This is a genomic window from Flavobacterium sp. WC2409 (assembly GCF_041200085.1).
Classification (GTDB): domain Bacteria; phylum Bacteroidota; class Bacteroidia; order Flavobacteriales; family Flavobacteriaceae; genus Flavobacterium.
Genome location: NZ_CP165625.1, coordinates 1,695,821 through 1,711,569 on the forward strand (window position 1 = coordinate 1,695,821; position 15,749 = coordinate 1,711,569).

At 33.5% G+C, this 15,749-nt stretch carries 9 protein-coding genes; all 9 read right to left on the reverse strand.

Annotated features, from left to right (window positions below):
- Positions 1 to 14 precede the first annotated feature (14 nt).
- The 9 genes from AB3G34_RS07275 to AB3G34_RS07315 are packed head-to-tail and all read right to left on the reverse strand — an operon-like array spanning position 15 to position 15,747.
- Complete coding sequence (locus AB3G34_RS07275) at positions 15 to 1,499, reverse strand: alpha-L-fucosidase (protein ID WP_367770369.1); 1,485 nt, start codon at positions 1,497 to 1,499, stop codon at positions 15 to 17.
- 44 nt (positions 1,500 to 1,543) lie between these two features.
- Positions 1,544 to 3,853, reverse strand: coding sequence for a GH92 family glycosyl hydrolase (locus AB3G34_RS07280; RefSeq protein ID WP_367770370.1), 2,310 nt, complete (start codon positions 3,851 to 3,853; stop codon positions 1,544 to 1,546).
- 3 nt (positions 3,854 to 3,856) lie between these two features.
- Complete coding sequence (locus AB3G34_RS07285; protein WP_369753919.1) at positions 3,857 to 6,178, reverse strand: beta-N-acetylhexosaminidase; 2,322 nt, start codon at positions 6,176 to 6,178, stop codon at positions 3,857 to 3,859.
- 2 nt (positions 6,179 to 6,180) lie between these two features.
- The gene (locus AB3G34_RS07290) at positions 6,181 to 9,327 is read right to left on the reverse strand and encodes a glycoside hydrolase family 2 TIM barrel-domain containing protein (protein ID WP_369753920.1); all 3,147 of its coding nucleotides are present in this window, start codon (positions 9,325 to 9,327) and stop codon (positions 6,181 to 6,183) included.
- 13 nt (positions 9,328 to 9,340) lie between these two features.
- Complete coding sequence (locus AB3G34_RS07295; RefSeq protein ID WP_367753500.1) at positions 9,341 to 10,357, reverse strand: isoaspartyl peptidase/L-asparaginase family protein; 1,017 nt, start codon at positions 10,355 to 10,357, stop codon at positions 9,341 to 9,343.
- Between the two features lie 13 nt (positions 10,358 to 10,370).
- A complete protein-coding gene (locus tag AB3G34_RS07300) occupies positions 10,371 to 12,605 on the reverse strand; it encodes a GH92 family glycosyl hydrolase (RefSeq protein WP_367770375.1) in 2,235 nt (744 codons plus the stop codon).
- A gap of 7 nt (positions 12,606 to 12,612) precedes the next feature.
- Positions 12,613 to 13,698: a putative glycoside hydrolase gene (locus AB3G34_RS07305; RefSeq protein WP_367753504.1), complete on the reverse strand. Its 1,086-nt coding sequence runs from the start codon at positions 13,696 to 13,698 to the stop codon at positions 12,613 to 12,615.
- 7 nt (positions 13,699 to 13,705) lie between these two features.
- A complete protein-coding gene (locus AB3G34_RS07310) occupies positions 13,706 to 14,773 on the reverse strand; it encodes a carbohydrate-binding family 9-like protein (protein ID WP_367770381.1) in 1,068 nt (355 codons plus the stop codon).
- An 8-nt stretch (positions 14,774 to 14,781) separates the two neighbouring features.
- Positions 14,782 to 15,747: a glycosidase gene (locus tag AB3G34_RS07315; protein WP_367770384.1), complete on the reverse strand. Its 966-nt coding sequence runs from the start codon at positions 15,745 to 15,747 to the stop codon at positions 14,782 to 14,784.
- Positions 15,748 to 15,749: the final 2 nt, after the last annotated feature.

Genomic DNA, 15,749 nt, shown 5'->3' on the forward strand with positions numbered 1-15,749 from the left:
ACATTTTAATTTTTCTATCGGTTAATCTTTTCAATTTTTAAAGTCCAAGCTTCTTTACAAGGTAAATTATTTCTTAAACTTTCTGGAATGATAACTCTAAATCCTTCGCCTAGTTTTGTCCATTTTAATTTTAATGAAGAACCTAACATTGTAATTTTTGTTCCTTTTTTTGGACTAATTGATTTTACCACAAGTTCTGAAGGAATTTTATTTTCTCCTGTTTTTGCCATATAAAACAAGAAAACATTTCCTACTTTGTTTTGAGTCATACAAATATTATTTTCCTTGTAAGGAGCAATAGGTTTCGTATTATAAATAGCAGTACTATTTACTTTCATCCAAGCTCCATATTGTGCTAATAAATCATAAGCTCCTTGCTGCCATTCTCCATCAGGACCTGGAGCTACATTTAATAACAAGTTTCCTCCTTTAGCTACAACATCTATCAACATTTGAATTCCTTGCCTTCCTGTCATGTATTTTGCGTCCGGAGTATAGGACCAACCACCACCAGAAGTGATACATGATTCCCAAGGATAAGGCAACGTTTTTTCGGGAACACGATTTTCAGGTGTCAAATAATTTTGATTTTTACCGTGAACCGCTCTATCTACTACAATCAATCCTGGCTGTTTTTGACGTGCTTCCACGACTAATTCATCCATTTTGATGTCTTGGTCAACTACTCTATGTTTTATAAATCCGTTTCCTGATTCATTCTCTGCAAACTTTTCAACATACCCTTTTTTCACTTCATTTTCTGGTGTTTTAGCAACCCAACCACCATCAAGCCATAAAATATCTACTTTACCATAATCAGAAAGCAGTTCTAAAATTTGGTTATGAGTAAAATCAGTATATTTTTTCCATTTATCTGGGTAAGTAGCTGGATCATAATTTACATTTCTGTCAAAAGGCGGGAAATAAGGATTCCAATAGTTTTTGTTATGCCAGTCCGGTTTAGAAAAATAAGCTCCAATCCACATTTTTTCTTTTCGAAAAGCATTAAAAACTTCTTTTGTAATGTTTGCTCTAGGGTTTGTACTAAAAGCACATTCGGAATCGGTTACTTTATAATCAGAATATTTAGTATCAAACATATTAAATCCGTCATGGTGTTTTGTAGTAAATACCATGTATTTCATACCAGCAGCCTTAGCTACTTTGGCCCATTTTTCAGGATTAAATTTCACTGGATTAAAAGTCTTTTTTAATCCTTCGTAATCTTTTACGTAAGTATTATAATTTGCTGGATCGCTTCCCTTTGTACGTTCACACCATCCATAATCTTCCGGGCAAATTGACCAAGATTCTACAATTCCCCATTCACTATAAGTTCCCCAATGCATCAACAAACCAAACTTTTTTCCTTGCCATTCATCTAGATTTTTTAATACTAATGGATCTGTTTCTGGTACATATCGTTCATCTTCATATATGGCCTGCGAAAATAGTTGTGCCGAGAACAACATCGCGAGTATTACTATTCCTTTTTTCATCTTTCGTCTATTTATAATTTTTAATCAACTTTAATTTTAAAATCTTATTTAGTTTCGTTACTTAAAGAATAAGGCACATTTTCAGGTTTACCTGCCCAATCTTTATTAGGAATATCTCCTAAATTAAAATCTAATTTCCCTCCTTTTTGAATGTCTTCAAATTTTAAATAACTATTAGAATACGTCTTCCCGTTTAATGAAGCAGACTGAATATAAAAATTGCTTTGAGAGTTGTCTTTTGCATCAATCTCAAATGTTTTTCCATTTTCTAAATGAAGTATTGCTTTTTTAAACAATGGGCTTCCTATTACATATTGATTCACTGCTGGAGTCACTGGATAAAAACCAAGTGAACTAAACACATACCAAGCCGATGTTTGTCCGTTATCTTCATCACCACAATATCCATCAGGAGTAGCAGCATATAATTTAGTTAACACTTCTCTTACTTTTTGCTGTGCTTTGTAGGATTGATTAGCATAATTATACAAATAAATCATGTGTTGTATTGGCTGATTTCCATGAGCATAATTCCCCATATTAGCCACTTGCATTTCTCTAATTTCGTGAATAGTTTGTCCGTAGTATGAATCATCAAAACTTGGTGGCATTGAAAAGACTTCATCTAGTTTTGAAGCAAATTTATCTTTACCGCCCATCAAATTAATTAAACCTTGTACATCATGAAAAACAGACCACGTATAGTGTAAACTATTTCCTTCTGTAAATGCATCTCCCCATTTTAATGGATTAAAAGGACTTTGAAAATCACCTTCTTTATTTTTACCTCTCATTAAATTTACTGATGGATCAAATACATTTTTATAGTTTAACGATTTCTTTAAATACGTATTGGCAATATCAGTTTTGCCTAATTTTTGAGCCATTTTACCAATAGTAAAATCAGCAAAAGCATATTCTAAAGTACGTGCTACATTTTCGTTTATTCTTACATTATAAGGAACATATCCTAAACTATTATAATAATTAAGCCCTTCACGACCAACTGAACTTACGGGTCTTCCTTTCTCAACAGTTGCATTTTTTAACATGGCTTCCAACAGCAACTCTCCATTGATATTTTTACCACCTTTTAGAAATGCATCTGCAATAATCGTAGCCGAATTTGACCCAACCATACAATCTCTATGTCCTGGACTTGCCCACTCTGGTAACCATCCTGACTCTTTATAAGTGTTTGCTAGACCATCCATGATATGACTATTCAATTCAGGGTACATCATATTAAAGAATGGAAATACTGCCCTAAAAGTGTCCCAAAATCCATTATCAGTAAACATATAACCTGGATTTACTTTTCCGTTATAAGGGCTATAGTGTACTACATTGTTATTCTTATCAAACTCGTAGAACTTTCTTGGAAATAACAATACACGGTATAAACTAGAATAAAATGTTCTAATGTGATCTATATTATCATCTTCTACTTGAATTCTACTTAATTCTTTTTCCCAAGCTTGTTTTGCTTTTTCTTTGGTTTGTTCAAAAGTATCAGTACCAATTTCTTTATCTAAATTCAATTGCGCTTGTTCTGGACTAATAAATGATGAAGCTACTTTTACATGTACCACTTCGCCTTTTTTAGTTTTAAAACCAATAATTGCACCTACATGTTTCCCCTCACTTTCAGTAGAGTTTTCCATTAATTTCCAACCATCAGTCCATGTATCGTTGATTTCAAAATCTTTATCAAACTCGGCCACAAAATAATTATGGAAGTTATCCGGAACACCACCACTATTATTACGACAGTATCCAATTATTTTGCGTTCAGCTGGAATAATTTTCACCATCGATCCTTTAAAAAAGGCATCTAACATGATGTATGAAGTTTTAGCTTCTGGAAAAGTAAATTTAAAATGAGCTGCTCTTTCCGTTGGGCTCACCTCTGCAGTCACATCATAATCTGCTAAATAAACAGAATAGTAATATGGTTTTGCAATTTCGGCTTTGTGAGAAAACCAAGATTCACGCTCGTCTTCTTTATATTTTAAATCTCCTGTTACTGCCATCAATGAAAAGGCAGCGTAATCATTAATCCAAGGACTTGGCTGATGTGTTTGTTTAATCCCTCTAATTTTATTATCATCATACTTATAACACCAACCATCACCCATTTTTGATGTCGTAGGGGTCCAAAAGTTCATTGCCCAAGGGGTCGCAATTACAGGATAAGTATTTCCATTAGATAAACTATAATCAGAATCAGTTCCCATCAACGGATTAACATAATCTACAACATTGACTGCTTTTTCTGTTGTTTTTAAAAATTCAATTGTCTTATTCGAACAAGAAAAACACAATAAATAAACTAAAAATTTTAAATATTTCATATCTTAATTAATTACAATTTCATCAAAAAACATAAATACACTTTCTCCTTTTGGAGATTTCTTCAAATTGATTGCTATTACCTTTACAAATTTGGCATTTATAGCATTAAAATTAATTATAAAATCTTTTAATTCCGATTTTGAATTGGTAACAAATGGATGTAAAAGTTGCCCCATTTCTTTATAAGTAACTCCGTCATTTGAAACTAATACTTTTATTGCTATTGGAAAAAATATACCAGCACCTTGATTTTCAATCGAACCTAATCTTACCTCATTGATACTTTGAGCAGCTCCCAGCTCAATAACAGCTTCCATATCATTAGCTAACCAAGCTTGCCATTGACCATCATGAAAATCCTTAGTACCTCTAATAATATTTACTAAGCTTAATGGACTGTTTCCTTTATAATTGTCATTGTACGACGTTTTAAAACTTATTTTACTGCCAAACCCTTTATGAAATTGAATGGTATCTATAAGGACTTTTCCTCTTGATTTATCATTTTCGAATAGAGAAGCTTTTAAGATTGTTGTTTTATTAAGAACAATCGAATCTGTATATTTGATTGGATTATGAGTTAAACTTTTATCGCCAAAAACATAACGAATATCTTTTTTTTGCAATTCATTTTTCAACGCCACTTTCACTGTTTTATTTTTTAAATCAGCAGTTGAAGAAGAAATTATTAGATAAGCACTTTTAGCATAATTTATTCCTAAATAATCAAAACGATTCAATAAACTAGGTAATCTATTAATAAAACTTTTCCAACTTCTCACTTCTTTTGGGCTCCATACGGCTTCCGCCAAAGCAGCTAATCTTGGAAAAATCATATATTCTGATGCTGATGGAGTAGTAATATATTCCGACCATAAATTAGCTTGACCACCTAAAACATGTTTAGCTTCAGCAGGAGTCATTGATTCTACAATAGGATCAAATTCATACACTTTACTCAATGGAAGAAAGGCATCAAAAGCTAATGGTTCTTCGTTTTGCGGACCTTGATAAAAGTTAATATAACAATGAGAATCTGGTGTCATAACTATATCATGTCCTTGCTCTGTAGCTTCAATTCCACCTTTGGTTCCTCTCCAACTCATAACAGTTGCATCGGGAGCTAGACCTCCTTCTAAAATCTCATCCCAACCTATCACTCTTTTACCTTTAGAATTGATGTATTTTTCCATTCTTTTTACAAAATAACTTTGTAATTCATGGGTACTTTTCAATCCTTCATCTTTCATTCTTTTTTGGCAAAACGGACAAGTTTCCCAATTAGTTTTGGTTGCCTCATCTCCTCCAATATGAATATATTTAGATGGAAAAATAGCAAAAACTTCATCTAATACATTTTGCAAAAATTCAAAAGTAGAATCTTTACCTGCGCAATAAATATCAGTAATTGGCCAAACTCCTCCAGAAGGAACACCAATCTGTTGGTTAAAACAAGCTAACTCAGGATAAGAAGCAATAGCACTACTTACGTGTGCGGGCATCTCTATTTCTGGAATTATTTCAACATTTTTTGATTGTGCATATTTTACAATTTCTTTTAGTTCCTCTTGTGTCAAAAATCCACCATAAGTCCCTTTTTCATCTGCATTGACCTTACGTCTTGAATTCCAAAATAGATTTTCTTGATTTACTCTCCAGCCTCCTACTTCGGTTAATTTAGGGTATTTTTTGATTTCAATTCTCCATCCTTGATCATCTACTAAATGCAAATGCAATACATTCATTTTTAGCATCGCCAAGCGATCAATTGTTTCTAGAACATATGCTTTATCGAAAAAATGACGGGATAAATCCAGCATCAATCCTCTCCATTGAAAACGGGGCTCATCAGTGATAGTCACATTAGGTACTTCCCATTTTACATTAGGAACAATGGACTTACTTTCGATCGCAGTTGGCGATAATTGTCTAATAGTTTCAAGAGCATAAATAAAACCTGCATTTTCCTTAGCTGTAACAATTATAGCTTTAGCATTAACTTCCAATTTATATGCTTCTCTATTAAGGTTTTTATCTACTTTAAACAAGATATAATTGCTTTTTGGCACCTTTGTCGCAAATTGCGGTTTCCAGCCAGCTGCAGCTTCAAACTTGTTGATTAAAGCAGTTGCAATCTCTTTTTGAGAATTTCCATTTACGATAAACCTAGTGGAATTAGAAAATTGAAATTTTCCCTTATTCACAATCATCTTAGCAGGTACAGGGATAATATGAATATCTTTCTCTGTGAGTGCATTTTGACTCACACAAGATCCAGAAATACCTAGCAGTATTGCTAAAATTATTGTTTTTAATCTACTCATTTTTATTGGTTTAAGGTTGGTGTAATTTTAAATTGGTATTGGTAGATTTTATCTAAAAGTCTATATTTCTCCATTGGCCAGGACTGCCAACTGTCAATTCCTCCAATTCCCATTTGTTTGAAATCAATCTTTAAACTCGTCAAATCTCTTTCCATAATATCAGCGGCATTTCTCTGATCTTTTTCTAATCCATCATCACAGTCATCCATTAGATAATGCAAAGCGGTAATCCCTAATAAATCTTCTGATTCTACTTTTAATTGTATTTTATCATTCGATAAATTCAGCCAGCGAACATCTGTTTTATTTCCCGTTTCTTGTGGACGTATATAGGGATAATATTGTTCCGATACGGTTTGCTTGTACAAACCTACATGCGAACTGTAATTTCTATCTATATAATTTTCATGTGGTCCTCTACCATAATATTCCATGGTGTTGAATGTTTTTGGTACTACCAATTCCATCCCAAAACGAGGCAACATAGGTTCTTCCTTGGTTTTATCAATATTCAAAACTTGCTGAACACTCAATTCTCCGTTACTATTGATTTCATAATTCAAAGCTAATTCAGCAGCAACCTCTGGCAAACTATAAGTTGCTTTTACAATTATTTTATTGTCTTTTGTAATTGTAAAATTCCAAGATAACAACTTTGGATTTTCCATTGCCTCTTTCCATGGCAATAGTCTTTGTTGCAATCCTGCTCCAAAATCATTGTCATTTGGCGCACGCCAAAAATCTGGTCGCAATTGATAGCCTTCTTTTAAAATAGTCTGATTATCATAAGTATAACCCGAAATAAATCCTGTTTTTTTATCGAAAATGATCTCCGTTTTATCACTTTTAAAAACTGTGGAATTTGGATTTTTTAAAACTATAATTTTTGCAGCTCCTACAACTTTTGCGTCATTTTTCCACCGCCCTACTAAAATAAGTTGTTCAGTAGCTATTTCGAAATCTTTCGGTAAAAATGGTTCCTCTTCTTGTAACGTATAACTTACATTTACGAAAGCTTCTTGAAACTTTTTCCCTTGTAGATTTATAAGCAAAACATACTCTTTAGATTGTTGTGGATTAATATCCAAAGAAGCAATTGTACCATTACTATCTTCTACTCCATCCAACATTAATTTCCAATGCAGATTCACATTTGATAAATCTTTGAAGAAAAATTCATTAAAAACTTTTATAGTTGTTGCCTCTTTATTACTCCAAGAAGTTCCAATATTTTGATATACATTTCGCATTTCAAAAGCATGAGGATTTGGTTGGCGCTCTGGGTTAAAAACACCATTGTTCAAAAAATTATTGGCACTAGGAACATCTTTTGGACCAAAATCTCCACCATAAGCAAAAACCTTCTTTCCGTCTTCCCTTGTTTTATATACAGATTGGTCTATCATATCCCAAACAAAACCACCTTGAAAATTTTTATGTGCGCGAAATACATCCCAATAATCCTTGAAATTCCCCATTGAATTCCCCATGGCATGTGCGTATTCACTTAAAATATAAGGGCGCTCCGGATTTGGATTCGCAGCAATATATTCTTCCATTGCTGTTGGTGCGCTGTACTGCGGATCAATAATATCTGAATCCCAATCGAATTTCATGTTTTTACCATCCCATCCTGCATAGGAAGCTCTTTCGTACTGAATAGGTCTTGAAGCATCTCTATTTTTCAACCATAAATAGGCACGATAAAAATTATAACCATTTCCACCTTCATTACCCATACTCCAAATAATTATCGAAGGGTGATTTTTATCTCTTTCGACCATTCGGCTTATTCTTTGAAAATGTGCTAACTCCCAAGCGGTTTTGTTTCCTAGGGTTTTATCAACATCATAGCCCATTCCATGTGATTCTAAATTGGCTTCATCAACCAAATAAATTCCATATTTATCACACAATTCATAAAAATATTCATCATTAGGATAATGAGACATTCTAAGCGCATTGATATTGTATTGCTTTAATATTTGAATATCTTGCTCCATGCGGGCTCTAGAAATCGTTTGTCCCGTTGTAGGGTCTGTTTCCATACGATTGACACCTTTTATGTAAACCGCTTTACCATTTACTAAAAGTTGTCCTCCTTTGATTTCTACTTTTCTAAAACCTACATTTTGCGTAATCACTTCGACTACATTCCCTTTTTTATCCTTTAAAATAAAATTGAGTTGGTATAAATTTGGAACTTCAGCACTCCATTTTTTTGGATTATCTACAGCAAGATTAAAAACTAATTTATTGGTTGTATTTAGTTTTTGCGTATTCGAAAGAATAGTTTTCGCACCTTCTTTCAATTCTACTTCTAAGAAATAAGAATCTTTTTTATTATAGCCAGAAAATTCAGTTGCAATTTTTAATGTCCCGTTTACATACGAAGCATCTAAATCCGGCGTAACTTCAAAATCTTTAAGATGCACTTTATTCCTTGCATACAAATAGCTTTCTCTAGTGATGCCACTCATTCGCCAAAAATCTTGACATTCTAAATACGAGCCATCACTCCATTTCATCACTTTTAGCGTAATGGTATTTTTTCCTGTTTTTAGAAAAGAGGTAATATCGAATTCTTGAGGTAATTTACCATCTTCGCCATAACCAACATACTGTCCATTTATCCACACAGTAAGATTGGATTTGGCTGTTCCTATGTGTAGAAAAATTTGTTTCCCATCCCAATTTTTATCGATGGTAATTGCTCTTCTATAAACGCCTGTAGGATTGTATTTTGTTGGGACAAAAGGGGGATTTATAGCAATATATTTAGCAAAATCGTAGGTTGTATTGGTATAAATCGGATAACCATAACCGTTTACATCCCAATTGGCTGGAATTTTAAAATCATCCCAAGTTGTATCATTAAAATCACTTTTTTCAAATCCACTAGGCAAATCATTCGGACTTGCTACATATTTAAATTTCCACAATCCATTGATGTCCAAATAATTTTCGGAAAGTTTCCAATTATTTTTGGCTAACAAAGCTTCATTTTCATACACAAAATAGGAAGCGTGCATAGGTTCTCTATTATCGGCATTGATTTTTTCATTTAACCAAAAAGGTGTTTCCCCCTGTGCAAAAGACGGAGCTACCGACGCAAGTATAAAAGTGAATATAAAGAGTGTATTTCTCATTAAAAGTTACAAATTATTTATCCCAAGTCATTTTGAATTTAGCATCTTCCATTCGGTTTCCTTTTTCATCATCGCAAACTGCATAGTTGAAACCAGAACGCAAACTATATCCAGAATACTCCCCATTTTTATTAAGTGCGATAAAACCAACTTGCAAGTACTCCATATCTTTATGTTTTTTATGCTTGTTGTAAATGCGCTCGGTGATTTCTTTACAAGCATCAAAGGGTGATTTTCCTTGACGCATTAATTCTACTACCATAGCACTTCCTGCAGTTCTTATTACCGCTTCACCTAATCCAGTAGCTGCTGCTGCACCAACTTCGTTATCTAGAAAAAGACCCGCACCAATGATTGGGGAATCACCAACGCGTCCGTGCATTTTCCAAGCTGCGCCACTTGTAGTACAACCTCCTGCCAAATTACCCTCTTCATCAATCATGAGCATACTAATAGTATCATGATTTTCTATATTGATAACTGGTTTATATTTCGATTCATTTAGCCATTTTTTCCAATCCTTTTCGGATTCTGGAGTTAACAAGTTCTCCTCTACAAATCCTTCCGATAAAGCAAATTGTAATGCTCCTTGACCTGATAACATAACATGTGGAGTGTTTTGTAAAACTCTTTTGGCTACCGAAATAGGATGCATTATCCCTTCCAAAAAAGAAACTGAACCACAATTACTATTGTGATCCATAATACAAGCATCTAGCGTTACTTTTCCTTCACGATCAGGATATCCCCCATAACCCACGCTTCTAATATTGGGATCAGCTTCAGGAATTTTTAAGCCCGATTCAATCGCATCTAATGCAGGTTTTCCTTGTTTTAATTGTACCCAAGTTTCAGCATTGGCAGGCAAACCATGATTCCAAGTAGAAATGATTACTGGTTTTTTAGTTTTTTTTAAATCCGTTACTTTTTCTTCCTCTACTTCATTAGCAACACTTTTAAAGCTAAAAAAGGAGCCTACAGCAAGTGTTCCTAAAGTTGTTCTTTTTATAAAATCTCTTCTGTTTGACATGATTTTGATTTTTTTAATTATAAATTTTAGAGGATAATGCCATGCTGTTATTGTTGCTTTTAGGCACATTACCCATTGTAAAAATTAAAGTCCCTCCTTGCATAATTTCATTATGCGTAATATAATTTCTATTCATTTTTTCACCATTCAATTCAATAGATTGGATATAAATATTATCTTTAGAATTATTCTTTGTCTTAATAACAAATGTTTTATTATTCTCTAAATTTAAAGTAGCGGTGTCAAACATTGGTGCACCAAAACTATAAATACTTTGTGCTGGATTTACTGGATAAAAACCTAATGAGCTCAATATATACCAGGAAGACATTTGTCCACAATCTTCATTACCACAATGTCCATTTGGCTCGTTTTTATATTGCGTTTCTAAGATCTCTCTCACTAACTTTTGGGTTTTCCAAGGTTTATTAATATAATTATATAAATAAGCCACATGATGACTTGGTTCGTTCCCGTGCGCATATTGCCCAATCATCCCTGTGCTAAAAATGGGTAATTTGTCTTCTGGGAATGGTTTTAAAGTGAACATAGAATCTAACTTTTTTTCAAATGCATCCTTTCCACCAACCACTTTAATTAAACCTTCAATATTTTGAGGAACAGACCAGAAATATTGCCATGCGTTACTTTCGCAGAAATAAGGAGTATAATCTTTTGGTATAAATTCTTTTAAAAACTGCCCGTTCTTAAATTTTGGACGCATAAAATTACTTTTTGAATCATAAACATTTCTCCAATTCTCTGAACGTTTTATGAAATATTTATAATCGGTTCCTTTATTTAATGCTTTTGCAAATTGAGCCAAACACCAATCATCATATGCGTATTCCATCGTTTTTGAAACCGACCAGTTATCGCCGCTTTCATCAGCTGGAACATATCCTAAAGTTTTATAACTATCATATTGTCTTGAATCAACCATGGAGCTTTCTTTACACGCTTTATAAGCCAACTCTACATCAAAATTTTTAATTCCTTTAAAATAAGCATCAACAATTACTGGAATAGCGTGATTTGCAATCATCATATTGGTTTCATTTCCTTGCAAAGACCACACGGGCAATAATCCTGTTTCTTTATAATGAGCTAATAAAGAATTGATCATACTTGACACCCTTTTTGGGTGCAAAATAGTGTACAATGGATGTGCAGCTCGGTACGTATCCCATAATGAAAAGGTATCGTACCGATCAAAAACCTGAGCATTATGAATTTTACCATCAGCACCTTTGTAATCCCCATAACAATCACTTAAAAGTGTGGGTGCTAACATGGATTGGTACATCATGCTATAAAAAACCTTCTTCTTATTTTCATCAGCGGTGGTTACCTCTATTTTTTGTAATTCTTTCTCCCACAAATTATTTGCTCGTTCTTTGTATTTTTCAAAATTAAAATCGGGTGCTTCCACTTGTAAAGACTTATAAGCTCCCTTAATAGTAGCCGTTGAAAGCCCTGTTTTTAAAATGATTTCCTCATTATCAGTTGTCTTATAATTTAAAACAATTTTTGTTTTTACGGCTTCAGCAGGACTCGTTGTCAATGAATCATTTTTGTAAATTTGATAGGATTCAAAAGGTTTAGAAAGTTTTATTACAAAATATGCCCTTTGGTCTTTTGCCCAACCAGTAGATTTTCTATACCCTTCAATAGTGGTATTATCGACTACTTTTATATATGTTTTTGTGGGAGCATCCCAATTTAAAGCATACCCCAAATCGATATGAATTTGTGAAGCATTATCTTTAGGAAATGTATATTTATGAATACCTGTTCTGGCAGTTGCAGTTAGCTCCGCTTTTATACCAAAATCCAATAAATCTACAGCGTAATAGCCTGGAAAAGCTTTTTCTTTTTCATGTGAAAAACTAGAAAAAGGCATGAAGTTATTATCTTTTATTCTATTTACAAATCTACTGTTGGTGGGCATTATTAGAATATCATACAAATCGCCGGCACCAGTACCCGTTAAATGCAGGTGTGAAAAACCGGAAATAATAGAATCTTTATAATAATAACCAGCAATTCTATCCCAACCTGGAATCCCAATATCTGGACTTAACTGTACCATTCCATAGGGCACAGTAGCTCCAGGATAGGTATTCCCCGGACCATCTGTGCCTATAAAAGGATTTACATAATTGGTTAATTGAACATGGCCTGATTCATACCGACCGCAATTATATATTAGGGCTAGAAAAACTATATATAGTAGACCATGTTTCATTATACTATTATTTTAAACTTTCTTTAGTTTCTTTAATCGTTCTTAATTGTTCAGGAGTTATAGCGGGTCCATCAAAGAAACAAACTCCTTTAGCTCCATTTTCTTTTGCTAATAAAATAGCTTCTTTCAATTCTTCTGGAGATTTAAAAGCGGGTAAATAAACACCTGTATTTATTTTAGTTTTTTTTCCTAGTAAGTCCGAAACACCTTGTTTAGTTGCATAACCAACCCAATCTACTTCTTCATTGTAAAAACCATGATAAATCATAGGATAAACCTCATCAATATCCCATTTATCCCAGCGTTGACGTACCATGTGATCAGCCATTTCTGGGTAAGGAAATACGGCAGCCGTTAAATTTTTATGGTATTTGTGAACAATTTTGTAAGCATCATCAACAACTGCTTTTATAGCATTTAGTCTGAAATTTTTCCATTCCATATCAATTGATGTGTTATGGCTTTCTTTTGGATTTTTATGATGTATTTTTTCAAAAGCTTTTATACATTCATCACAATAACAGAAATCATATTGGGGTAGCTCCTCGTCTTGCACCAAATTGTATTTGGGCAACAAACCAATTGGTAAGAAAATATCGGGGAACCGAATGTAGTCTAAATGTACACTTTCGATTCCGTCTACTTTAGCTAATTCTTCTACTAAACCTAATACGTGATTTCTAGATTCTTTTCTAGTTGGACACAACCATTGGTAATAATCTACGTATGGACGATTATCAAAACAAGACTTTCCTTCTTTACTAACAGCATACCAGTCGGGGTGCTGAAGTGCTATAGAATCACCTGGTCTGTTCATGGCCATAATCCAAGCATGCACTCTTAACCCATTTTCTTTTGCGATTGGAACTAATCGTTTCAACAATTTTGGATCGGTTCCTGTATTAATTAATACTTCATCAATTCCAGCATTTTTATACTTCGCAAATTCTTGAGCATAATCTGCATTTGTTCTCTCCTTATGTGCCGTTATCCATACCCCAAATTCAAATGGAGTTTTTTCATCTTCTTTTTTACTAGCACATGAAATGATACTCAATGCTAAGATAAAAAGTAATAATTTAGGTAGTCTCATCGTTTTTTTAGTTTGATATAATTTTCCCATCTTGTTTAATAATTAACGTTTTATTTGAAAAAGGACTTTTTATTGTAATATTAAATCCTGTTGAATGATTTTCTAAAACAGGTTTTACCATTTTACCATCAACAACAATACTAGATTTAGTTAGACTATCTAAAGATTTAGCCCATGCCTTATGAGTTTGGTAATATTTTTTTTGAGCTCGGTAAAGGCTGTATAATTCCCACTTTAATTTTTCCTCTTGTGGAATAATAAAACTATCGGTTCCCGCTTTTGAAGAAAAATAAACATAACCCCATTTTTCAGGTTCATGCATATTGATTACACCTTGTGGAGACCATACCCAATTATACTCTTGTAAAAATTTCCCGTCTGAACCTTTCTTTCTTTTGTATGTTCCATTTGTTAAAGAATGTTGCCAATTTACCCTAGAGAAATTTACTCTCCAAAATTGATCTACTGGAACATTATTTTCACCAAAGGACTTTCTATAAGCTGCCCAAGGAATTGCCATTTCCAGCACCCAACCTTCATCGGTATCATTGGGATTATTGATTGTTCCGTTTATTTTAACGGCCGATTTTAATCCCGATATATTCCAGTCATTCAATACTACATTATCATTCTCACGATAGGGTTTTGTCAAGAATAAATCCCAAGCTGTATTTAAAGCGTTTATTTCTAATTCGTAATAATTGAATGTATCACCATCCGGATCAATAAAAACCTCAAAATCATTGTTGTAAAAAATAATAGTGTCGCGCTGTTTTAGATTAGCCCAAACATGTGGTTCTTCCATCTTAGCGAGAATGTAAAAATTAGTCTCATCCCATAGCATTTTCACCTTAGTGTTGTACTTTGGTTTTTCCACTCCTTCTATGTCGGTAAAAGGATCTGACCAATCCACTTTTGACCATGAAGCATCCGATTCATCGCCATCGATAACGATTGTATCAAATACTTTATGAACAACATACGATTTAGGGATAATTCCTTTTTTTGATTGTGAAAAACCAATAACAGAAATTAGACTAAATACAACTGATAACCATTTCAATTTCACAGCCATGCTTTTTTTTATAAACTATTGTCTTTTGTAAACTGAAGTACTTCGCTTAATTTACCAAATGCCATCGCTACAACAGTATCAGCAGCACCATAATAAACGGCCAATTTATCTTCTTCCATATCATGTAAAGCAGCACAAGGGAAAACTACATTTCCTACGTCACCCACTTGCTCATACAACTCAGCAGGAGCTAATAAATAAGGTTGTGTTCTATACTTTACAATATCAGGCTGATTTGTATCTAAAATAGCAGCTCCCATACTATAACGGAATCCATTACACGTATTGATTACACCATGATACAACATTAACCAACCTTCATCAGTAAGAATAGGAATAGGTCCTGCTCCAATTTTTGTACATTGCCAAGCACTGTCTTCAAAAGGAGTTGGCTTCATTACGCATCTATGCTCTCCCCAATATTTCATATCTGGACTGTAACTAATCCAAATATCTCCAAAAGGAGTATGTCCATTATCACTTGGACGGCTTAACATGGCAAATTTACCGTTGATTTTTTGTGGAAACAATACCCCATTTCTGTTGAAAGGCAAATAGGCATTTTCACATTGAAAAAATTCCTTAAAATCAAATGTATATCCAATACCAATTGTTGGTCCATTGTATCCGTTACACCAAGTAATCCAATAACGATCTTCAATAAAAACGACACGGGGGTCATATTTATAATCTGATTCTATCATTTCAGTATTACCCGCTTGCATTACAATAGGCTCATGATTGATATCCCAGTCCATTCCATTCTTGCTAAATCCAGCAAAAATATTCATTTGGACTGCTTTGTTGTCACATCTAAATACACCTGCAAATCCATCTCCAAAAGGAACGACTGCACTATTAAAAATACTATTTGATGATGGTATTGCATACCTGTCAATAATTGGATTTTCTGAATATCTCCAAATTACTTCATTGCTGTTTTCTGGTCTATCTTGCCATGGAATTGTACTCACTA